At 64.9% G+C, this 22,189-nt stretch carries 22 protein-coding genes; 7 read left to right on the forward strand and 15 right to left on the reverse strand.

Translation table 11 applies throughout. The features are described from left to right. On the forward strand, positions 1–825 hold the full coding sequence (locus FOY51_RS13675; protein WP_149430774.1) for a helix-turn-helix domain-containing protein: 825 nt from the start codon (positions 1–3) through the stop codon (positions 823–825). 7 nt (positions 826–832) lie between these two features. Here FOY51_RS13675 and FOY51_RS13680 read toward each other — a convergent pair whose 3' ends face one another. From FOY51_RS13680 to imuA', 3 genes are read right to left on the reverse strand one after another with little or no spacing between them, the layout of a single operon-like run. After that, positions 833–1,579 (reverse strand): alpha/beta fold hydrolase, encoded by a 747-nt coding sequence (locus FOY51_RS13680; RefSeq protein WP_149430857.1) that lies wholly within the window; start codon positions 1,577–1,579, stop codon positions 833–835. Positions 1,580–1,600: 21 nt separating this feature from the next. After that, on the reverse strand, positions 1,601–3,208 hold the full coding sequence (locus FOY51_RS13685; RefSeq protein ID WP_149430775.1) for a DNA polymerase Y family protein: 1,608 nt from the start codon (positions 3,206–3,208) through the stop codon (positions 1,601–1,603). Position 3,209: 1 nt separating this feature from the next. Next, entirely contained in the window at positions 3,210–3,920 is a 711-nt protein-coding gene (imuA', locus tag FOY51_RS13690; RefSeq protein ID WP_503487660.1) for a DnaE2-dependent mutagenesis accessory factor ImuA', read from the reverse strand. A gap of 250 nt (positions 3,921–4,170) precedes the next feature. On the opposite strand from imuA', the gene FOY51_RS13695 reads away from it, so the two are divergent. After that, complete coding sequence (locus tag FOY51_RS13695; protein ID WP_149430776.1) at positions 4,171–5,376, forward strand: serine/threonine-protein kinase; 1,206 nt, start codon at positions 4,171–4,173, stop codon at positions 5,374–5,376. On the opposite strand, the gene FOY51_RS13700 is transcribed toward FOY51_RS13695, so the two are convergent. From FOY51_RS13700 to FOY51_RS13710, 3 genes are all read right to left on the reverse strand, one after another. Continuing rightward, positions 5,360–6,181, reverse strand: a complete 822-nt coding sequence (locus FOY51_RS13700; protein WP_149430777.1) for an alpha/beta fold hydrolase — start codon at positions 6,179–6,181, stop codon at positions 5,360–5,362. The genes FOY51_RS13695 and FOY51_RS13700 overlap by 17 nt on opposite strands. 37 nt (positions 6,182–6,218) lie before the next feature. Then, the gene (locus FOY51_RS13705) at positions 6,219–7,214 is read right to left on the reverse strand and encodes an MBL fold metallo-hydrolase (RefSeq protein WP_149430778.1); all 996 of its coding nucleotides are present in this window, start codon (positions 7,212–7,214) and stop codon (positions 6,219–6,221) included. 84 nt (positions 7,215–7,298) lie between these two features. Further along, a complete protein-coding gene (locus FOY51_RS13710; RefSeq protein WP_149430779.1) occupies positions 7,299–7,628 on the reverse strand; it encodes a winged helix-turn-helix transcriptional regulator in 330 nt (109 codons plus the stop codon). Positions 7,629–7,694: 66 nt separating this feature from the next. Between FOY51_RS13710 and FOY51_RS13715 the strand changes: the two genes are divergently transcribed. After that, complete coding sequence (locus tag FOY51_RS13715) at positions 7,695–8,042, forward strand: DoxX family protein (RefSeq protein WP_149430780.1); 348 nt, start codon at positions 7,695–7,697, stop codon at positions 8,040–8,042. A gap of 5 nt (positions 8,043–8,047) precedes the next feature. Here FOY51_RS13715 and FOY51_RS13720 read toward each other — a convergent pair whose 3' ends face one another. Together FOY51_RS13720 and FOY51_RS13725 are read right to left on the reverse strand one after the other, a co-directional pair. Next, positions 8,048–8,719, reverse strand: coding sequence for a response regulator (locus tag FOY51_RS13720; RefSeq protein ID WP_149430781.1), 672 nt, complete (start codon positions 8,717–8,719; stop codon positions 8,048–8,050). Further along, on the reverse strand, positions 8,716–10,050 hold the full coding sequence (locus tag FOY51_RS13725; RefSeq protein ID WP_371830443.1) for an ATP-binding protein: 1,335 nt from the start codon (positions 10,048–10,050) through the stop codon (positions 8,716–8,718). The genes FOY51_RS13720 and FOY51_RS13725 overlap by 4 nt, the downstream gene beginning before the upstream one ends. Before the next feature lie 138 nt (positions 10,051–10,188). Between FOY51_RS13725 and FOY51_RS13730 the strand changes: the two genes are divergently transcribed. Together FOY51_RS13730 and FOY51_RS13735 are read left to right on the forward strand one after the other, a co-directional pair. Continuing rightward, complete coding sequence (locus FOY51_RS13730) at positions 10,189–11,541, forward strand: PspC domain-containing protein (RefSeq protein WP_149430783.1); 1,353 nt, start codon at positions 10,189–10,191, stop codon at positions 11,539–11,541. Further along, positions 11,531–11,758: a hypothetical protein gene (locus tag FOY51_RS13735; RefSeq protein WP_235916303.1), complete on the forward strand. Its 228-nt coding sequence runs from the start codon at positions 11,531–11,533 to the stop codon at positions 11,756–11,758. Before FOY51_RS13730 ends, FOY51_RS13735 begins: the two co-directional genes overlap by 11 nt. Positions 11,759–11,763: 5 nt before the next feature. On the opposite strand, the gene guaA is transcribed toward FOY51_RS13735, so the two are convergent. The 4 genes from guaA to guaB all read right to left on the reverse strand — a co-directional run bounded on the left by guaA (position 11,764) and on the right by guaB (position 18,023). After that, positions 11,764–13,356: a glutamine-hydrolyzing GMP synthase gene (guaA, locus tag FOY51_RS13740; RefSeq protein ID WP_149430785.1), complete on the reverse strand. Its 1,593-nt coding sequence runs from the start codon at positions 13,354–13,356 to the stop codon at positions 11,764–11,766. Positions 13,357–13,391: 35 nt separating this feature from the next. Further along, on the reverse strand, positions 13,392–15,119 hold the full coding sequence (locus FOY51_RS13745; RefSeq protein WP_149430786.1) for a GMC oxidoreductase: 1,728 nt from the start codon (positions 15,117–15,119) through the stop codon (positions 13,392–13,394). Positions 15,120–15,292: 173 nt separating this feature from the next. Then, the gene (locus FOY51_RS13750; RefSeq protein WP_149430787.1) at positions 15,293–16,432 is read right to left on the reverse strand and encodes a GuaB3 family IMP dehydrogenase-related protein; all 1,140 of its coding nucleotides are present in this window, start codon (positions 16,430–16,432) and stop codon (positions 15,293–15,295) included. A 76-nt stretch (positions 16,433–16,508) separates the two neighbouring features. Beyond that, positions 16,509–18,023, reverse strand: a complete 1,515-nt coding sequence (guaB, locus tag FOY51_RS13755) for an IMP dehydrogenase (RefSeq protein WP_187776315.1) — start codon at positions 18,021–18,023, stop codon at positions 16,509–16,511. A gap of 273 nt (positions 18,024–18,296) precedes the next feature. On the opposite strand from guaB, the gene FOY51_RS13760 reads away from it, so the two are divergent. Continuing rightward, entirely contained in the window at positions 18,297–18,701 is a 405-nt protein-coding gene (locus tag FOY51_RS13760) for a DUF5319 domain-containing protein (protein ID WP_149430788.1), read from the forward strand. 72 nt (positions 18,702–18,773) lie between these two features. Here the strand turns inward: FOY51_RS13760 and FOY51_RS13765 are convergent, their stop codons facing one another. The 3 genes from FOY51_RS13765 to FOY51_RS13775 all read right to left on the reverse strand — a co-directional run bounded on the left by FOY51_RS13765 (position 18,774) and on the right by FOY51_RS13775 (position 21,331). Next, positions 18,774–19,826 (reverse strand): anti-sigma-D factor RsdA, encoded by a 1,053-nt coding sequence (locus FOY51_RS13765; protein WP_149430789.1) that lies wholly within the window; start codon positions 19,824–19,826, stop codon positions 18,774–18,776. Continuing rightward, on the reverse strand, positions 19,819–20,397 hold the full coding sequence (locus FOY51_RS13770; protein ID WP_149430790.1) for a sigma-70 family RNA polymerase sigma factor: 579 nt from the start codon (positions 20,395–20,397) through the stop codon (positions 19,819–19,821). The genes FOY51_RS13765 and FOY51_RS13770 overlap by 8 nt, the downstream gene beginning before the upstream one ends. Positions 20,398–20,491: 94 nt before the next feature. Continuing rightward, positions 20,492–21,331 (reverse strand): hypothetical protein, encoded by an 840-nt coding sequence (locus FOY51_RS13775; RefSeq protein ID WP_149430791.1) that lies wholly within the window; start codon positions 21,329–21,331, stop codon positions 20,492–20,494. Positions 21,332–21,866: 535 nt separating this feature from the next. Here FOY51_RS13775 and FOY51_RS13780 point away from each other — a divergent pair. Next, the gene (locus FOY51_RS13780; RefSeq protein ID WP_149430792.1) at positions 21,867–22,160 is read left to right on the forward strand and encodes a WhiB family transcriptional regulator; all 294 of its coding nucleotides are present in this window, start codon (positions 21,867–21,869) and stop codon (positions 22,158–22,160) included. Positions 22,161–22,189: the final 29 nt, after the last annotated feature.

The following is a 22,189-nucleotide window of genomic DNA, read 5'->3' on the forward strand; positions in this document are numbered from 1 at the left end:
GTGACTGGCGAGCGTGAGGATCCCCGGGGTGAGCCCGGTGCAATCATTCGGCCGGACCTCGCAGCTCCACTGATCGACGTCAGCAGGCATCATCCGCGGGAATCGCTGCAGCCCTACGTCGAGTATCTCTGGGTAGTGCGCTGGACCGTGACGTCACAACATCGACAGCAGGTGCTACCTCAGCCCAAGATCCACTTGGCAGCCGAAGATGGACGGCTGCTGGTCAACGGAATCAACCGCGACCCGTTCTTCCGCACGTTCGACACCTCTGCGCAGGCAATCGGAGTCGCTTTTCGGCCTGCTGGTTTTCGCCCGTTTCTCCGATCCAGCGTCGGCGCGTTGGAAGGCAAAGTGGTGCCCGCGGGTGTGCTGTGGCCGGAGGACGACGCACCCGTCGCTGCTCGAATCCTTGCCGAAGCCGACGCCTCGGTGATGGTGCGCGGCATCGAGGACTACCTGGACCGATTGACTCCCGAACCCGACCCGCTTGTCGACGAGATCGCCGGCATCGTCGAGCGGATCGAACACGATACCGCTGTTCATCGCGTGGATCAGGTGGCATCGATCGCCGGTGTGAGCGCTCGGACGCTGCAGCGGATGTTCACCGAATACGTTGGCATAGGCCCGAAATGGGTGATCCAGCGCCGACGGCTACTCGACGCGGCCGAACGCGCACACGACGGTGCACCGGTGAACTGGGCCGAACTGGCCGACCGATTGGGCTTCAGTGATCAAGCACATCTGATCCGCGCTTTCACGGCAACAGTGGGTATGCCACCTGCGGCCTACTCGCGCGCGACGGCCGGGTGGCGACCGCGCGGATAGCTCGGGCCTACGGCGCCGACAGGAACGGCAGCACGATGTCGGCGAAATCGGCGTACTTGTCACGGTGGATGCTGTGACCGGATTTGAACTTCACCGTTCGGCAGTTCGGGATGGCGGCGACCACGGCCTCGAGCTTGATCGGATCGACCATGCCTCCCGGACCGCCGACAAGGATCAGCGTCTCTGCGGTGATGTCGCCGAGCCGATCCCACCACTGCGGATTTGCCTGCCGGAACTGTGTGAGGGCGGACGACGTCATCGACCGGTCGTAGGCGATGACCGCACGGGGGTGGCGAATCAAGCTGGTCGTGGCATGCCAGAGCTCCGGAACGCTCGGGAATCGGCTGGTCAACGGGGTCACCGGATCGCTCGGCCGACGGGGCAGCGGGCATTCTTCGATGACCAACCGACGGACCAGCTCGGGTCGAGTCTGCGCGACGACGGACGTCGCATAGCCACCCAACGAATGTCCGACCAGATCCACCCGGTCCAGCTCCAGGTGGTCGCAGAGGTGGCGTAAGTCGTCGGCGAACTCGTCGAACAGGTAAGAGCCGGTATGCCCACTGCGCCCATGCCCACGCAGATCCAAGGTGATCACGCCACGACCGCGCTGGACCAGATCGTTCGCGAATCTGTCCCAGGTGTGGCTGTCGCCGCCCATGCCGTGCACCAGCACGACGGGAATCCGATCCTGGGGCTCCGAGTACCGGTAGGCGATGTCTGTTCCTTCGAGCAAAACCCGTTCCGCAGTCATCTCCACAAGAGGTCAGCCTAGTCATTCGTAGACCCCCTCCACGCTCCAGCTCTGGTCGTGGCACAGCAGCAACAGCGCCTTCGACTGCTGACGATCCGGCTCCGACCAATTCGCCAGCAGCACCTGTGCGCGCGCAGCGACGTGCGCCGACGCCGGATCCCACCACCGCTCGTCCACCAGCCACGGCCCTGCCCACCCACGCAACTGCCACGATCTGGTCCCCCACCGCAAGGCAGCAGGCTCGGAACTGAATACACCTCGTTCGGTGACCGACACTGGGTCGCCCGCACCGTTTTCCAGCGCAACCTCAGGCCTGTCGTCCAACACCGACGACGGTGCTGGTTCCGGTAGCCGGCCCGGCCAGGGTGCCGCCGGATCGAATTCCGGCACCAACTCGTCGCCGAGCGGAACGAAGGTGATGCGCTCGGCAGGCCCGCGCCCGCCACTGAGCACCCCGATCTGCACAGCTTCGCCGCCGAGCAAACCCTGCACCCGGATCAATGCACGCCGAGCTCGCTCGTCTTCGTCACCGACTCCGCCCCATAGCCCCAACTGCAACGCACCGGCTGCCACCACCTCCACCGGCTCGAGCCGGAGCACGACAACGCCTGCCGTCGGCCGTGCCTCGCTGCGACCGGTCAACCAGCCGTCCAGCTGCCAGCGCACCCGGTCTGCGGTGCCCTCGGGTGTCAACGGTTCGGCACATCGCCAGGTCCGCGACAGGTGTTCGCCGTTGCCGGTGCTGGCCTGCACCAGCAGCCTGGTGCAGGCGACCGATGCCGCAGCCAGCTTCACGTGCAACTGCTCGGCCAACGCCCGGCCGGCGAAGGCGGCAGCATCCACCCTGTCGATCGGCGGATCGCACTGTTGCTCCACGTCCAGATCCGGAGGCAACGCCCGGGCCGACGGCGGCCGCTCCGGCTCACCGCGTGCACTGCGATGCGCCAGCACCGCATCCGTACCGAACCGCGATGCCACGTCGACAGGCGAGAGGGTCGCAAAATCTCCGATGGTACGTAAACCCAAGCGGTGCAACAGATCCACCAGATCGGCACGATCGGGTGCGGCAAGGCTCGGCTCGGCGGCGAGCTCGGCCACCGGCAGCGGCGCAAGGAACTGCGCACCACCGCCACGGGTAACCACGGTTGCCCGCCGAGCAGCGATGACAGCCGTCGACAGCTCGTCGGCGATGCCGATCTGACATTCCACGCCCGCTGCCGATGACTCGTCGATCAGCCGTTCCGCCGCTGCGTGTTCGGACCCGAAGTACCTGCTGACCCCACGTGCCGAGAGCACCAACAGCCCTGGCCGCAGCACCTCGACGCCAGGAGCTATCGCATCGATCGCCGCGGCAACCGGCTCGAACAGCCGGGCATCACGATCCTGATCCGCCACAGTGACGTGCAGGTGCGGACAGCGAGCCTGCGCCTCGCGCCGTTTCAGACCACGCCGAACACCCTCTCCGCGCGCCGTCGCCGAGCACGCGATGACGCGGTTGGCCGAGGTGACGGCAACAGGATGCGTCGCGGGCAGATCGGCGCTCGCCGCTGCAGCGACAGCGGGCCAATCGGGACACCACAGGGCCAACACACGCGCACTCACAGCGACACCGCCCTCATGGCGACACATCTCATAACGACACCGCCGCGGGCAGAGCAGGGATCGCTGCGGTGTTTCCGGGTCGCTCCGCAGGCTCCGCTCCCACCTCCGGCACCCATTCGATTCGACCGTCCACCGACTGCAGATCCAATCGAGCCGTCGCAGGACCGAACGCTCTGCCCTGCGCTTGCACGACCAGCCGCATCGACCGGACCCGCCCCGTGCCACGGCCGAGCCCGTCGTAGCCGATCACCCTGGCGTCGAGGCGCAACTCGGCGCCTGACCAATGCCCGTCGGCGACGATCAGAATCGATCCTTTGCTCCGAGCTCGCGCAATCACCGCCCGCGCACGCGATGGGTTCACCGAGTTGCCGCCGAGGCTGAGCACCACCACATCCATGCCGTCCAGCAACACAGCAGCCACCTCGACCGGATCCGGACCAGGATCAGGGATCACGGCGATGCGTCCGAGCTGCGCACCCATCTCCGCTGCCGCAAGCAGACCGAGCCGCGGCCTGCCGATCACCACTGCATGCGCGCCCGCCCCGGTCGTCGACGCGAGCAGTCCGAGCAACAGTGAATCGGCACCCGACAGCGTCACCACGCTCCCCCTGCTCAGGCCACGCCTGGGCAGTAGATCAGCGAGTGCGGGCGGAACGTCGAGCACCCCTCGCGAGTCGTGTTCCTCGCCGAGAGGGACGTGTTCCGTCACCGATTCGCCGCGGGCAGGAACTGCCGCCATCCGGCGTCGAAGCTGCTCCAACCGCTCCTGTCGGGACAACCCGGCAAGCTCGGTGAAAGCCACTGGAACAGGCACCGCGAACCCCCATATCGGACTGAACACACCACGGGGAAGTCGCGGTTATCGAACAGATATTCGAACCGTTTCCAGTAAAGCCCCTCCCACCGACAAACGTCAAGCCCGCAGGTAGAGCCACGGAAAGGAGGGTTGCCAGCCCAACGCAGACCGGTTGTCCACTAACCTCGTGGACGTGACCGAACACTCAGGACCGGGCGTCGGACCGGACTTTCTGGTCGCCGGCCGCTATCGACTGCAATCCAAGCTGGGCGGCGGCGGAATGGGCGCCGTCTGGTTGGCTCGCGACACGCTGCTCGACCGTGACGTCGCGATCAAACAGATCGTGTCCACCACCGGCCTCACCACAGCGGAGGCGGAGGAGTTACGCCGGCGCGCCATTCGTGAGGGTCGCATCGCGGCGAAACTCTCCCACAACCACGCCATCGGTATGTACGACGTGACCGTCGAAGGTGGCGAGCCCTGGTTGGTGATGGAATACCTACCGTCGCGCAGTCTTGCCCAGGTACTCAACCTCACCGACGCCTTGCCCCCGCTCGAAGTTGCGCAGATCGGCGCACAGGTTGCCGACGCACTTTCCACCGCGCACGCGGCAGGAATCGTGCATCGTGACATCAAGCCAGGCAACATTCTGGTGGCCGATCGCGGACGCAACGTTGGCATGGTCAAGATCAGCGATTTCGGCATCTCCCGCGCCAAAGGCGAACACGAGAGCGATCGCGCAGGCGTCATCACCGGCACCCCCGCCTACTTCGCACCCGAAGTCGCCCGCGGCAACGATCCCACCGAGAAAAGCGACGTATTCTCCCTCGGCGCAACGCTGTACACGATCACCGAAGGCCAACCTCCGTTCGGGATCAACGAAGACTCACTGGAACTGCTGCATCGCGTCGCGAAGGCCGAAATCATTGCGCCACAACGCAGTGGGCCGATCACCGACGCACTGCTGCACATGCTGGAGCCCGACCCCGCGAAGCGTCCGACGATGACGGAGGCGCGCGACGCGCTCGCGGTTGTCGCAGCAGGTCAGGGCGGCAGTATCGAGTACCTGCTCGGCGCCCCCGTGCAAGCGGTCAACGGCGGTATTCCGCCGTGGGCACAGCGCTCCGCGAGTTATCTTCCACCGCATGCCAATCGGCTCTCCGGGCGCACCCAGAGCGGGCTTCCGGCAATGCCGCAGAACACCCCGTTGCGCGCCGTTCGAAGTCCACGAATCCCTAAGCGCACCGAGACGCGCAGGCCTGAATTCGGGCGGCCGGAACCGCAGCATGCCCCTCTCACGACGAAAACCCCCGGCAAGAACTTGCTTCCGCTCGCCATCGCGTTGGGCATGCTACTGGTGCTGATCTTGGTGATCGCTCTGGTCATCGGCCTGGCGTAGCCAGCACCACACCTGCACACAACGCCGGGTCGTCCGAGAACGGTAGGTGGCCGCAACCGCGCAGCGCGATGTGCCGTGCGAACGGATACTGTTCGCGCGCAACGACACTTTGCTTACGCGGCGGCAGAATCGCATCGCGAGTTCCCCACGCGATGGTTACCGGGATGTCCTTCAACGCACCCGGATCGCGAGACTCGCCGCGCAGATCGTAATGGTCGAAACCCTCACGTGCCTGCGTGAACATGGTTGCCCCGACCAGACCGTCGACCGCCAGCTGGGCAGAGTCAGGGTCGAGCTTCCACGGCTTTCCGAAGAACAACGGGAACAACGCCGTACGTCCTGCGGCGGAACGAGTACCGAAAGCGGCAACAGCAGGCAGCCGTCCGGCAACGACCCGCATCGACGAGATCGCGGACCTGGCCCAATTCCGCTCGGCGGGTGTCCAGAAGCCCACCGGCGAAAACGCGGTGACCTGACTCGCGACACCACGCCTACCCAGTTCCAGAGCGATGCCGCCACCCATCGAATTGCCGACCACGTGCGGATGTTCGATCCCCAAGCCTGCGAATACGTCGGTCAGCCATGTCGCGAAACCGTCGACCGTCGATGTCACCGTCGGATCGCTCGGCGAATCACCGAAACCGGGAAGATCGATCGCAACGGTCTCGTGAGTTCGCGCCAGCTCGTCGAGGATCGGTTCGAAAACCTGCCAACGGCTACCGATTCCGTGCAAGAGAACGATCGGCGAGCCCGAACCGCGGCGATCGTAAGAGATCCCCGCATCGGGTCGTCTGGATGAAGTCATCTGCTGCCTACTCTTTCGTCCGTCGATTTCCGTCTTCTCAACGACGTGCGAAGCGGGCGGGCTCGGTGCCCGGCACCTGCGCAACTCTGCCGCGAGCCACCAGGTGCCGCAGGTGCGCGGCCGCCTCCGACAGCGCCATGCTCCGCGCGAGTGGCGCGAAGGCGGACCACGGTCGGTACCACTTCATCCGTTCGGCTACCTGCCACACCGTGATCTCGTCGTCGCCGAACGCATCGTAGAGATGGTCCAAGCGCTCCTCGTGGTGCTCGATCAATTCCTTTGCGCGACCAGGCAAGTCGGGCATCGGCAACCCGTGCGCCCCCAGTCCGCGAGTGATCCCCATCGACTGGACGCGATCGAGCGAGGCCAGGAACTCGGCGAGCGCGTCGCGTTCCTCCAACGGATAGGTGAAGTTGCCGACGTGCGGGGTGGTCTTCTGCAGTACGTGGTCGCCGGTGAACATCACATCGGCATCCTCGAGGTAGAAGCACGCGTGCCCGGGCGTATGGCCAGGCGTGAACGCCACCCGCAGCGCGCGACCGGCCAACTCGATCGTTTCACCCTCTGCGAGCGTCCGGTCTGGCGCCGATTCGGGGCCGACAGGGGCGTCGAGTTCGAGTGCCGCGAACGCGTCCAGAGCATCCTGGGGCGCACCCGCGTTGCCGAGATTCTCCACCTGCTCGGCGATCCACGCAGCATCGCGCGGCATCACCATGTGCCGGAACCATTCGTGGTCGTCTTCATGCATCGCGATCCAGGCTCCCGATGCGTCACGCACCCGGCCGCAGAGCCCGGTGTGGTCGGGATGGAAATGCGAGAGGACCACGCCCTCGACCTCCGAGATGGAGTGACCAACCGACGCCAACCCGCTGGTCAGGCCCTCCCAGCCCTCGTCGGCGTCCCACCCGGCATCGACCAGCACGATTCCGCCGGGCGACTCCATCGCGTACACGAGGGTGCTGCCGAGCGGATTGTGCGACATCGGGACCGTGATCTGAAAAATGCCATCACCGATTGCCAACGCGTCGGACATGTCACCACCACCTCGTAAATCAAGACAAAGGTTTGTTCTTCATCTCTACCCGACAGTTGCCGTCACCCGGAGACCAGGTCTATTTCAACGTTGAAACAAGTTGTCGGCAGCCCACTTCGTGAGCTCGCGTAGAGCAGGTAGCAACGCCTGACCAGCCGGTGTCAACGAATACGTGACGGCGAGCGGCGGGCCTGGGTCGACGGTGCGCACGACCAATCCCGCCTTCGACAGTTCGGCCAGACGCTCGGCCAGCACGGAATCACTGATGCCACCGACGGCGCGGCGAAGTTCCGCGAAGCCGGAAGGGCCGGCAAATAGCGTCCCCAGAATCAGGCCGTTCCAACGCTTTCCGAGAAAGTCGAAGGCGCGAGCGAGGGCGGCTCCGCACACGAAGTCGTCGTGCTCGGTGGACATGGTCTACATGCTACTCTCACGCTAGTAGCTTTGTTTTTGAAAGCCGCAAACGAAATGGGAGCAATCATGTTTCTGGTTACCGCGATCGTGTCTGTCGTGCTCGCCGCCGCACTGGCGATGTCCGCAGGGGCAAAGCTGACACGCAAGGCCGATGTCATTGCATCGATGCACACGGTCGAAGTTCCCGACGACAAAATTCCGCTGCTCGCCTACGTGGAAATCGCCGGTGCGGTCGGTTTGATCGTCGGCCTGTTCTGGTGGCCGATCGGTGTACTCGCCGCCTTGGGCGTCATTGCGTACTTCGTCGGCGCTGTCGGAGCACACCTGCGGGTCAGCGATCGTCAGATCGCGCCCGCTGCAGTCTTGCTGATCGTCGCGTTCGTGACGCTGGTCGTTCGGATCGCGTCCGCGTAACGGATCTAATCGATCCGGCGCCGGTGTGCCCAGCGGGTCAACGCATTTCGATTCGACTGCTGCGTTTTGCGGAGCACGTTGGAGGCATGGGTTTCCACCGTCTTCACTGAAATCACCAAATCCTCGGCGATTTCGCGATAGGTGTAACCGCGAGCCAGCAGCCGGAGCACTTCCAACTCGCGCGGCGTCAGTGAATCCAACTCCGGGTCCAATGGCGGCTCCGGCGCAGCCGACTTGCCGGTGAACGAGTCCAACACGAAGCCGGCAAGTCGTGGACTGAACACGGCATCTCCACCGGCAACGCGTCGAACACCATCTGCCAGTTCGGATCCCGAGATCGTCTTGGTGACGTACCCGCGCGCACCCGCTCTGATCACGGCGATCACGTCTTCGGCGGCATCGGAGACACTCAACGCCAAACACACAGGGCCCGAGTCGATTCGCGTCAACACGGCCACGCCGCCGCCGTCGGGCATGTGTACGTCGAGCAGCACCACATCAGGTTTGGTCGTATCGATTCCGGCAACGGCGTCGGCGACACCGCCCGCCTCCCCCACCACGTCGATGTCCGGCTCACGCCCGAGTTCCGCACGCACGCCGGAACGAAACACGGCATGGTCGTCGACAAGGAACACTCGGTAGCGCGCTGCGCCGACAGCTTCAGAGGCGTCGGTCACCTGGGTTGCTCCTCCGGGGTCTGAGTTCGTCGGGTGGTAGCGGCATTTGCGCCCCACTCTAGATCAGGAGCATCGGCTTTCGGAACGGCCGCACCGGTCTGTGCATGCACCGATGCACCGCTGCGCGGCATCCGAATTCGAATCTCGGTCCCCTTGCCAACCGTCGACCGAACATCGACGTCACCGCCGCGTCGTTCGATCCGACCACGGATCGAACGGGCAAGACCCTGACGATCGGGCGAGACGGTGGTCAGGTCGAAGCCCTTGCCTCGGTCGCGGACGAACACGCTGACCTGATCGGCTTCCGCTTCGGCGAACAGATCGATCTCGGCGACGCCGGAATGCTTGGCAGCGTTGACCATCGCCTCCCGTGATGCGCCGAGCACAGCGGTGAAATGCTCCTTCGGCAAATCGCCGTCGTCGTCACCCATCGAGGCATCACCGACCGTCACCGGCGTGACCTTCACCCCGTGCTGATCCTCCACCTCGCCCGCGATCGTCCGTAGCGCCGCCGCGAGACTCGAATGCGCTGCCTCACCCCCGCTGAACAACCACTTACGCAGCTCGCGCTCTTGACCGCGCGCCAAACGCAGTACCTCGGTGGGACTTTCGGATTGCTTCTGGATGAGGGCGAGCGTCTGCAACACCGAATCGTGCAGGTGCGAGGCGATTTCTTCGCGTTCGTCGTTACGGATGCGTGCCGCTCGTTCTTCGTTCAGCGCGCGAAGTGTGCGCAGCCACAACGGAACTGTGAGCAGACCTGCACCGATCAGCGTCACGAAGACGGCGAGAAGTGCGGGACCGAGCGAGTTCAGGTCCACGCGCGCGAGGATGACCACCGCGAGCCCGACCACGATCAGCGTTGCGCCACCGACAATTCGGGACCAGGTGAGTACCGACGGACGCTGCGGCAATCCGATGACCGAACGCGGACCGTCGGAGTCGAATTCGCGCCACACCAACGCCGCACCGACGGCCACGATGATGATCGGCCCGATGATCTGGCCGATGGTGCCGGAGACCACCCACGACAACGCGGCTGCCAAACCGAGTCCCATGACCGCGAGGCCGTACGCACGCCGGCGCTCTTCCCGACTCGGCCGCTCGGTGTCCGTGCCGCTCGGCGTGAACACCCACAGCATTCCGTAGGCGACGATGCCCGCCCCCAAGGCGGCAAGCAGCACGAACGCGATGCGAACCTTGAAGACATCGACGCCAAGGTGGTCGGCGAGCCCGCCTGCTACTCCGCCCACGATCCGGCCACCCGAGCGGCGAACGAGCCGGTCGGGTGCAGGTTCTGGTCCTGTGATCAGGCGGGTGGCAGGATGCACTCTTCCGATAGTGCCCGATTCTGCGCGCGAGGACATCGGGGATCGCCCTGATATGTACGGTCGATCGGGGTTCGAGATACCGGAAAGATCAGGGTTACCCCCGATGCGCAGGAACTTGGCCGACGCCACGATGGGTGCATGAGCAAAACGACCTTTCCCGAACAGCTTCAGGACATGTGGCGCACCAGACCTGTTCGGCTACCCGACAAAGGGCCGCTGGCGGGTGTGGCAGCAGGCATCGGATACCGGTACGGCGTGGACCCGGTACTGATTCGGGTTGCGCTGGTCGTGTCGACCATCTTCGGCGGTGCAGGCATCGTCCTCTACCTCGCAGGCTGGCTGCTGCTGAACCAGTCCGGCGACAAGGCGTCGGCGGTGGAATCGCTGTTCGGTCGCGGGCAGAGCTCCGAGTCGCAGACCAAGACGATCGTGCTGCTGGTCGCATTCGCGATAGCGATATCGACGGTCGGGCCGATCGGACTGGGTCTCGGTGGCGCAGGCATTGTCAGCATGGTGCTGATGCTCGGTGGCCTGTGGCTGCTGCATCAACGGCAGCCGCTGGCGCCACCCCTGCCGATCGGAAGCTACGGCTCGGCATCGGGCTACCCGGGAACCGGTTATCCCGCAACGCCGTTCACCGCACCGACGCAGGTCGACGTGGCCGAGCCCCGGTACACTTCCCCGTATTCGCCGTACACCCGACTCCCGGAAAGCTACGTTCCCGATCCGCCGAAGGAGACGAAGTCGGCCGCTCCTGCGGCGGCCCCCGAAAGCGCGGCTGCCACTCCGAAGACTGAGACCGTTTCGCCTGCGCCGCCTGCCTGGGATCCGCTCGGCGTAGCGCCGTTCGCCTGGGATCTGCCCGAGCCCGCCGCGGCCTTCACATCACCGGTGCGAATTCCTCAGCATCGACCGCGGTCCCGATTGACCACGGTGACAATAGGATTCGCCATCATCGCCGCAGCAGGGGCGGCCGCGCTCGCCGTCACCGGAGTCGACTGGTTCACCCCGGGCAGGATCGGCGCCATCGGATTGGGCGTGGTCGGACTCGGTCTGCTGATCGGTGCGTTCCTCCGCCGCGGCTACGGGCTCTTGGTGGTGACCGGACCGCTGGTCGGATTCGTGGTGATCGCTTCGCTGATCGGTCCGATCGACTTCGACGGCTCCGCGCTCGGTGAAAAGTCTTGGCAGCCAAAGGGTGTTGCCGACCTGCAGTCGTCGTACTCGGTGCTGCTCGGTTCCGGCACGCTCGATCTGACCACGTTGAACCTGACCGAGGACAAGACCGTGAAACTCGATTCGCAACTCGGCAGCATCGAAGTGAAACTGCCGAACAATCTGGATGTTCGCAAGGAAAGTTCGGTGATCGCCGGCGAAACCACCGGCCTACCCGACGGTCTGGACACCGGTGCCGACGGCGCCAAAGGACCGGTACTGACGCTCGATATCACCAGCCGACTCGGAAGTGTGGATGTGCACCGTGGCAAGTAACTTCGATACAGACGAGACCGATACCCGCAACGGAAAGCGTCAGCCCTCCGCCGTCCTCCTGCTCACGGGCCTACTCACCCTGGCAGTGAGCGGCTGGGCCCTCATCGGCCCATCGGCACTGAGCGGATTCGACACGAACATGGGTTGGGTGCTGGTCCTGATCGCCGTAGTGGCCGGAGCAGTGCTCGTGTTCAGCCCGAGCAAGAAGAGGCGCTGACGCCGCTACTCCCATTCGATGGTGCCCGGCGGCTTGCTGGTGACATCGAGCACGACCCGGTTCACCTCCGCTACCTCGTTGGTGATCCGGGTCGAAATGCGTTCCAGCACTTCGTAAGGCAGGCGAGTCCAGTCGGCGGTCATCGCGTCTTCACTGGATACCGGACGCAGCACGATCGGGTGGCCGTACGTGCGACCGTCACCCTGGACACCCACGCTGCGAACGTCGGCGAGCAACACCACCGGGCACTGCCAGATCTGCTTGTCGAGGCCGGCAGCGGTCAGCTCTTCGCGGGCAATCGCGTCGGCCTGGCGCAGCGTCGTGAGCCGATCGGGCGTCACCTCGCCGACGATACGAATGGCCAGACCCGGACCGGGGAACGGCTGACGACCCACGATCTCCTCGGGGAGCCCAAGCTCACGACCGACCGCACGCACCTCGTCCTTGAACAGCAGCCGCAGGGGCTCTACCAGCGAGAACTTCAGGTCGTCGGGCAGGCCGCCGACGTTGTGGTGGCTCTTGATGTTCGCGGTGCCGGCGCCGCCACCGGATTCGACGACATCGGGGTACAGGGTGCCCTGGACCAGGAAATCGACAGGAGTGGAGCCCGCTGAACGAGCGTTGGCACCGTCCGCCGTCGCGACTTGGGCAACGGCACCTTCGAAGCTGCGGATGAACTCGCGACCGATGATCTTGCGCTTCTTCTCCGGATCGGTGACGCCCGACAGCTCGCGCATGAACGTGTCGATGGCGTCGACGGTCACCAGCTTGGCGCCGGTCGCGGCAACGAAGTCCTGCTGCACCTGCTCACGTTCACCGGCACGCAGCAGGCCATGATCGACGAAGACGCAGGTCAACCGGTCGCCGATCGCACGCTGCACCAGTGCAGCGGCAACCGCACTGTCGACACCGCCGGACAGACCGCAGATCGCGTGGCCGTCGCCGATCTGCTCGCGCACCCGCTCCACCAGCGAGTCGGCGATGTTGGCCGCGGTCCAATCGCCGGGGATTCCGGCGACCTCGTGCAGAAATCGGCTGAGCACCTGCTGGCCGTGCGGTGAATGCTGCACCTCGGGGTGGTACTGGACGCCGGCAAGTCGTCGTTCCCGGTTCTCGAACGCGGCCACCGGGGCACCCGCGGAGGTACCGGTGACGACGAAGCCGTCGGGCGCATCCGTCACGGCGTCGCCGTGGCTCATCCACACCTGCTGACGTGTGGGCAGCGAGTCGTGCAGGACTCCCCCGTCGACGCTCAGCTCGGTGCGGCCGTATTCGCGAGTTCCGGTGTGCGCGACCGTGCCGCCGAGTGCTTGGGCCATCGCCTGGAAGCCGTAGCAGATGCCGAATACCGGCACGTCGAGGTCGAACAGTCGTGCGTCCAGGCTCGGTGCGCCGTCGGCGTACACACTGGACGGCCCGCCGGACAGCACCACGGCCGCCGGATTCCTGGCCGCGATCTCCTCGACCGTCGCCGTGTGTGGCACCACCTCGGAGTAGACGTTCGCCTCTCGGACCCGACGCGCGATCAGCTGCGCGTACTGCGCGCCGAAATCGATGACGATTACGGGCCGGACATTCGACGGCTGGGTATCTGGCACCGGGTCAGTCTAGTGGGGGCCGAATCGGGCTCCGACTAGGCCGTACTTGTGGCTCCACTGCGGATCTCGACGATAGGCAACACCAGCGCGGCGGGGGCGTGTGCAGGCACCACCGGGTTGACCGGAGCGATCGGATCGATGCGCAGATAGCCGGTGCCCTGCGCGGGACGCAGGTCGATCTCGCCCTTGTTCGGCCACAGCGACGCCGCCCGCTCGGCTTGAGCCGAGATGGTCAACGACGGGTTCACACCGAGGTTGGCCGATACCGCCGACCCGTCGACGATGCTCATCGTCGGGTAGCCGTACACCCGGTGGTACGGGTCGACGACGCCCTGGGAGGCATCGGATCCAATCGCGCAGCCACCGAGGAAGTGTGCGGTCATCGGGATGTTTGCGATGTCGCTCCACGCGCCACCGGGCATGCCGTCGATCTTCTCGGCGATACGACGGGTCGCCTCGTTGCCCGACGGAATCCACGTCGGGTTCGGCTGGCCGTGGCCCTGCTTGCTGGTCATGGCACGTCGGCCAAGCTTGGTTTTCTTGGTGAAGGTGGTGATGGAGTTGTCCAGGTTCTGCATGACGAGCACGATGATCGTCCGCTCGCTCCAACGGTGCGGGTGCAGAGCTTTGAGCTGGCTCGGATCGTCCTTGAGCGACTTGACCAGCTTGCGCCAGCGCGGCGAGTCCTCGCCGCCGTCGGTGAGCAGCGTCTGCAACATGCCCATCGAGTTCGAGCCCTTGCCGTACCGGACCGGTTCGACGTGGGTGTCGGAGCTGGGGTGGAACGACGACGTGATCGCGACACCGTTCGTCAGATCCATTGTCGGATCCACCTTCTTGCGCGCAGCGCCGAGAATGGATTCCGAGTTGGTGCGGGTCAGCATGCCGAGACGATCCGACAACTTCGGCAGTGCCCCACTGTCTTTCATCTTGAACAGCAGGTTCTGCGTTCCCCACGTTCCAGCGGCGAGCACCACGTTAGCCGCCGTGTAGGTCTTGACGTTGCGGCGCTTGCTCGGTCCGCTGCGCCGCGTCGCGACATCCCAGGTGCCGTCGGAGTTCTCGGTGAGTCCGGACACCGTCGTCATCGGGAAGATCTGTGCCCCAGCCTTTTCCGCGAGACCCAGGTAATTCTTGAGCAGCGTGTTCTTGGCACCGTGCCGACAGCCCGTCATGCATTCGCCGCACTCGATGCAACCGGTGCGATCCGGGCCGACACCACCGAAGTAGGGATCCTTCACCGTCTTGCCCGGCTCGCCGAAGAACACGCCGACGGGGGTCTGGATGAACGTGTCGCCCACACCCATGTCCTCGGCGACCGACTTCACGATGTTGTCGGCAGGGGTCATGTGCGGGTTGCGGACGACTCCGAGCATCTTCTGCGCCTGCTCGTAGTACGGGCTCAGTTCGTCGTGCCAGTCGGTGATGTGCGACCACTGCTTGTCCTGGAAGAACGGCGCCGACGGCTTGTAGAGGGTGTTCGCATAGTTCAGGGAGCCACCACCCACGCCTGCACCGGCGAGAATCACGCAGTCCTTGAGCAGGTGCACCCGCTGGATACCGAACAGACCCAGGTTGGGTGCCCATAGGAACTTGCGGAGCCGCCAACTGGTCTTGGCGAAATCGGAGTCGGCGTAGCGCTTTCCCGCTTCGAGGATGCCGACGGTGTAGCCCTTTTCGATCAATCGCAGCGCAGTGACGCTGCCTCCGAATCCGGATCCGACGATCAGAACGTCGAAATCGGTTGCACGCTTCGTTGCCATGCGGTCCTCCTCGAACGGTATTACTCGCAAGTATTCACCGACCGGGGTGTGATAGCGAACACAGGGTCACCTAACTGTAACCCGTCGTACCGTTCACCCTGTTTTCCAGCGCGGGTGAACGTTCCATTCGTTCGATCGAGCGCAACGAGAGTGCCGTTCACCCGGTTGATGGGTCAGGCGCGAACGGTGAGGCCGACTTTCTGGAATTCCTTGAGGTCGGAGTAGCCGGCTTTGGCCATCGAGCGGCGGAGGCCGCCTACCAGGTTCAACGAACCGAAGGGATCGTTGGACGGGCCTGTCAGCACCTGCTCCATACTCGGCCGTTCGCCGAAGGCGACGGGAAGCAGTGCACCTCGCGGCAACGACGGATGCGCTGCCGCGGACGGCCAGTACCAACCGCCGCCGGGCGCTTCTGCCGCCACTGCCAACGGGGCACCGAGGACGGCCGCGTCGGCGCCGCAGGCGATCGCCTTCGCCAGGTTGCCGGAGGTGGAGATGTCGCCGTCGGCGATGACGTGCACGTAGCGCCCGCCGGTTTCGTCGAGGTAGTCGCGACGAGCCGCTGCCGCATCCGCGATCGCCGTCGCCATCGGAACACCGATGCCGAGCACCTCGCCCGACGTGGTTGCGCCCTCGCATGAGCCGTAGCCGACGATCACGCCAGCCGCACCGGTGCGCATCAGGTGCAACGCCGTGCGATGGTCGCTGACGCCACCCGCGACGACGGGGACGTCGAGGTCGGCGATGAAGGTCTTCAGGTTGAGCGGGTCTTCGGCACCTTGAACCACATGCTCGGCGGAGATGATCGTGCCGTGGATCACCAGCAGGTCGATGCCCGCTTGCAGCAGCACGGGCGTCAGCGACAACGCGTTCTGCGGGCTGACCCGAACGGCCGTGGTGACACCCGAATCCTTGACCTGGGCAATCGCGGCACCGAGCAGCTCCGGCTGGATCGGCGCGCTGTGCAGCTCTTGGAGCAGCGTGATAGGCGCGTCCAGGTCGTCGTCGGACTCGGCAACCGCGACGAGCTGGTCGATCTTGGATTCGACATCGGCATGGCGAGCCCACAGCCCTTCGCCGTTGAGCACGCCGAGACCACCGAACTTGCCGAGAGCGATCGCCGAGGCCGGCGACATCAACGCATCGGTGGGATGAGCGAGGATCGGGATGTCGAATCGGTAGGCGTCGAGCTGCCACGACGTCGACACCTGCTTCGACGACCGAGTCCGGCGCGACGGCACGATGTCGACGTCGTCCAACTCGTAGGTACGCCGAGCTGTCCGGCCCATGCCGATCTCAACGAGGTCGCGCACGCTAAGTCCGCCTCTCTGCAAAACAAGTCAAGCCCAATAGTCATGGGCGATCGATCCCGACGAAACGCTGCCGCGGTCAGCGGACAGTGTAGTTGGGCGCCTCGACGGTCATGGTGATGTCGTGCGGGTGGCTCTCCTTGAGCCCCGCAGCGGTGATCTGCACGAACTGCGCGTTCTGCAGGTGTTCGATGCTGGTGGAACCGGTGTAACCCATCGCCGCCCGCAGCCCGCCGGTGAGCTGGTGGATCACCTGACTCAGCGGACCACGGAACGGCACCCGGCCTTCGATACCCTCCGGGACCAGCTTGTCCTCGGCGAGCACGTCGTCCTGGAAGTAGCGGTCCTTCGAATACGACTTGTTCTGCGCCCCGCCCTGCCCACGACCCTGCATCGCGCCGAGGGAACCCATACCGCGATAGCTCTTGAACTGCTTGCCGCCGACCAGAATCAGCTCGCCCGGCGACTCTGCAGTGCCAGCCAGCAGCGAACCGAGCATCGCGGTGGATGCACCGGCCGCAAGCGCCTTGGCGATGTCACCGGAGAACTGCAGACCACCGTCGGCGATCACCGGGACACCCGCGGGCTTGCACACGGCCACAGCCTCGAGGATCGCGGTGATCTGCGGGGCACCCACACCGGCGACGACGCGCGTCGTGCAGATGGAACCCGGTCCGACACCGACCTTCACCGCATCCGCGCCGGCAGCAACCAGCGCCGCGGCACCGGATCGGGTCGCAATGTTTCCGCCCACTACCTGAACGCGATCGCCGACCTCGGCCTTGACCTTTGCCACCATCTCCAGCACCTGCACCTGATGGCCGTGCGCCGTATCGACGATCAGCACGTCCACGCCTGCGTCCGTCAACGACATGGCACGCGACCAGGCGTCCTGGCCGACACCGACAGCGGCACCGACGAGCAGACGGCCGTCGCGATCCTTGGTGGCATCCGGATGCTGTTCGGTCTTGACGAAGTCCTTGACGGTGATCAGCCCGGTGAGCTTGCCCTGGCCGTCGACGATCGGCAGCTTCTCGATCTTGTGGCGTCGGAGCAGACCGAGCGCAGCTTCGGCGGTGACACCCTCACGCGCGGTGATCAACGGCGCCTTGGTCATCACCTCGACCACCTTGCGGCTCTGATCGACCTCGAACCGCATGTCGCGGTTGGTGATAATGCCCACAAGGCTGCCGGTTTCGTCCGTAACGGGCAGTCCGGAGATGCGGAAGCGAGCACACAGCGCGTCGACCTCGGCGAGTGTGTCGTTGGGCTTGCACGTCACCGGGTCCGTGACCATGCCTGCTTCGGAGCGCTTGACCGTCTCCACCTGCGCGGCCTGATCGGCAGCGGACAGGTTGCGGTGCAGCACGCCCATGCCACCGGCGCGGGCCATCGCGATAGCCATGCGCGCTTCGGTGACCGTATCCATCGCCGAACTCACCAGCGGTACCCGCAGGCGGATCTCCCTGGTCAACTGGCTGGAGGTGTCAACAGCACTGGGAATCAGGTCCGATGCCGCAGGCAGGAGAAGTACGTCGTCGAACGTGAGGCCGAGCATCGCGATCTTGTTGGGATCGTCGCCTCCGGTGTGCACCGGAACCGCCGTCCGCTGCGTTGCACCGTTCTGCACCCGGATGTCCGGACCGGCAAGACTACTCATACGGATCGGGCCTTCCTGACGCTTGTACAACTGCGAGGACATCGAAACAGCCCGCACGATCGGGAACCGAGCTGTGCAGAATGCCGTTGTCATTGTTGAGCGGAAAGGACCTGCGCCCGGCCGCGCTACCAATGGTATCGGCTGCCGAACCCGGCGTGTCGCGTGGACGGCTGGCGCAGACGCATGGGTTCTGCGTACCGTTGAGATGTGCGAGACCAATTGCCCCCAGGCCTGCCGCCGGATCCGTTTGCCGGTGACCCCGCCGATCCTTCGGCCGCGCTAGACGAAATCGAGCCAGGACAACCGCTCGATCCGCACGAGCGTCTGGCCGTCGAAGAGGATCTGGCCGACCTCGCGGTGTACGAGGCGCTGCTGGGTCACCGCGGGATCCGCGGACTGGTCGTGTGCTGCGAAGACTGCAAACAGGATCACTACCACGACTGGGACATGCTGCGTGCAAACCTGCTGCAGCTCCTTGTCGACGGCACGGTGCGCCCGCACGAGCCCGCCTACGATCCGATCCCCGAGGCCTATGTGACCTGGGACTACTGCCGTGGTTACGCCGACGCTTCCATGAACGAGGCGTTGCACGGCGACGGCTACGACGCCTGACACCCCAAACAGATACGACGAAGGCCCGGCGAGTTTCTCGTCGGGCCTTCGTCGTAGTAGCTGACGCCACGATCAGCTGGTCGGGACCGCTGCCGTAGTCGTTGTCTCGGGAGCAGGCTGTGCAGGCGGAGCGAAGTCCTTGTTCACAGTCGGTTCCGGCGTGGGCTGGGGACTCGGCGTCACGACGTCGGGAGCAGGCTTGTCTACCACCGGCGGCGTCGTCTCGGGAGCCAACAGGATCGACGGCGGTGCCGGCGTGGTGGTCGTCGTCTGCGGACCCGGCAACCATGGCGACGGAATCAAGGACTGGACTTCCGGCGGAATCGGGAACGGCAGCGGCCCGACGGGAGGGGGCTGTGCGGCCGTCACCGGCGGCGCGGACGGAGCAACAGTGGTGGCATCCGCCGTCGTCGTGGCCGACGCCGTTGTCGATCCGGTGATCGACGGCGGCGTTGTCTGAGTCGTAGTCGCAGCACCCTTCTTCTGCAACTCCGCGTTCAACCGTTGCCACCACGCCACGAGATCCTGGCGAGCGGCATCGTCCTTGACGTCACCGGCTCGCGACGACGCGCGATCCAGATGAGCCTTGGCTTCGGTGGTATTGCCCGCAGCGATCAGCTGTTCGGCTTCCTGCAGGTCGGATGTGGTGTCGCTGTTGGCCATCGTGGAATTGGCCTGGTCGCTGAACACGACCTCTTTCACCTTCCACAGCGGATCGCCTGGTTGCGCGTTGTACGACACGGCGGTCATCGCTCCGACGATCAGCGCGATCGCCGCGGCGGCGCCGGCAATCGGTCGCACGAGACGAAGCTTGTGTCCACCGGAAAGCCGGGCGTCACGTGCACTGATCTCCTGCTGAACCGCGGCGAAGATCTCGTCCATGTCGGGCGCTGCCGGGAGCGGCGGGGCTGTGATCTCGGCACGCCAGTTGGCGAGCAACGTGGCGACCTGATACTCGTCGGTGCTGTCCGTCGCGACCGGTCCGTCGCTGGCGATCGCATCGATCAATGCGTCGTCACGCCGGACAGCTGCGATATCCACCGGTGTGCCGTCGCCGGCCGTATCAGCGTAGGGATCGACATGCTCCGATCCAGCGCCGAACCTGCGCTTGCTCTCCCTAGCCATACATTTCACCCGCTTTCGCAACTTGCGTCTTCAATTTCGCGATCGCCCTGTGCTGGGCAACCCGTATAGCTCCCGCGGTACTGCCGACGGCGGATGCCGTCTCCTCGGCTGACAAACCCACCACCAAACGAAGGATCAGAATCTCTCGGTGCTTCTCCGGCAGCGTGGAGAGCAGATCGTTCATCTGCCTGCTCGCTTCGGAGTCGAGAGCCAACTGCTCCGGTCCGTTTTCTGTGGATATGACATCTGGTACTTCGGCCATGGGGTCCGCCTTGTTACGCCCGGCGTTTCTGTGGGCGTCGGCGACCTTGTGTGATGCGATCCCGTAGACGAAAGCCATGAAGGGCCTGCCCTGATCTTGATAACGCGGCAGGGCGGTCATCACGGCTAGACACACCTCCTGCGCCACGTCGTCCGCAGAGAGTTGTCCACGCTCGGCGGATCCGACCCTCGCCCTGCAGTAACGGACGACAAGCGGTCGGATAATTTCCAGGACCCGGCTCAAAGCAGCTCTGTCGCCCTGCGCTGCGGCAGCAACGGCGGAGTCGAGCTCTTCACCTGCTTGAGTCATCGTCAGAGGATCCCCGGCGTTACAAGTGGCACTGCCCCCCATCGGGCGTGCTTCCACCCGCGGGCAGAACGATTCAACAATAGCTACCTATCAGTCACGATCGAATACCAACACCATCAGGCACAATTGTGGGCTTGCGGAATCGGCCGCCACGCCGTTCGATCACGCGGGCACACGTGAGCGCGACAGTTCCGGCGTCGGTGCCCGGAGCTATCCCGTCCAGCAGCATCGCCGCCGCCCATTGCAACGGCACCAGCCCGCGCTCTTCGCACCGTTTCAGCACGTCAGCACCCATTTCTCGGGCGGCATCGAGGTCACCTGATACACACCGCGCGGCGGCAACAAGCAGGTCGGATTTGATCGCGTGCCGAGTGGACGGGCACTCCCCTGCAAGGAGTGCGCCGGTCTGCGCATATTGCAGGGCGCGGTCGGGCGCGCCCGATGCCATTGCGAGCTCGGCGCTGACCCACTGAAACCGCAACCGCTGGCGCCAGGATCGGGTCCGCAACAGTGATGAATCGCACAATTCGGCCGCGCAACGCTCGAGTAGCCGACCGGACACCGCCAGCCGCCCCTGCCCCAGCGCATCGGCGGCCAACCCGGTCATCGCATCGCACCGCGCGAGGACCGACTCCGGTTTTCCACCGTCCAGACAGCCGAGCGCCGCGCCGTCGTAACCGGCTGCCGGTCGATGTCCGCCCAACTGCCGCAGCAACGATCCCTCGGTACTGAAGGTCAGCGACGCGATCGTCGGCGTCGCGTCTGGAAAGAGTCGCGTCCGACGAAGTTCGGCGCGGGCCCGTGCGTAGTAGCCACGCCCGCCGAGTGCGACCGCCCGGTGCCACGAGTCGAGCGCGTTGTCCGGCTGTGGCAGATCGGGTCCGCCGGCACCGAAGGCCGCAGACTCGAGCGTCACGGAAGCGGTAGTCGGCACCCGGCAACCCTAGAGCGGCACCCGCCCTATCGAAACACTGGATTTCCAACGCCCGAAATTTGTTTCGTTCGCGTAAATCCAGGGAGCCCCCGATGTCCCTTTCACGTCAATCACAGTCGTATCTCGGGACGAAATACGTCGGAACAACATCCGCAATAACTGGCAGCGCGGGAGCGCCGGCTCGTCTCCGCCGCACGCGCCTCACGCAACCGCAGCCGAGCCAAAGAACCGCCACATCGAGCCTGACCTGGCATGACAACCCAAATCCGGCTGCGCGACAGCATGTTCCGTCCTTCACAACCTGAACACCGCCACCCCGGGACAATCACAAACGACGCCGAATGTAAACGGCCTTTCGGTTAATTCTTGGTGCTGCCTTTATGGAAATTCCCACCGGGCATAACTATTGACTCCATTTCGATATGCGCCCTAATGTTGCTCATCGTCGAACAAGCACATCGCATCGGCTTTTCGACGACAGCTTTCCAGGCCCAGCACGCTCGACTAACTGCGAGCTCGCACCCAAGGAGTTCACATGCCTGCGCCGACTCACCTTCCCGGCCCCAATGCCGATATCTGGGACTGGCAGATGCGAGGACTTTGCCGAGGCGTCGATTCATCCGTGTTCTTTCATCCCGATGGCGAGCGCGGCCGCGCACGCGCCCAGCGCGAAGTTCGGGCCAAAGAAATCTGCAAACAGTGCCCTGTGCTCGCACAGTGCCGCACCCATGCGTTGAGCGTCAGCGAGCCCTACGGAATCTGGGGCGGTATGTCCGAAACCGAGCGCGAGCTCTACGCTCGCCGCGGACGCCGTCGCATCGCCGTTTGATCGTTCGCGGGGTGCGAGAAATACCGGAT

This window comes from Antrihabitans cavernicola (assembly GCF_008297975.1).
GTDB classification, from domain to species: Bacteria; Actinomycetota; Actinomycetes; order Mycobacteriales; family Mycobacteriaceae; genus Antrihabitans; species Antrihabitans cavernicola.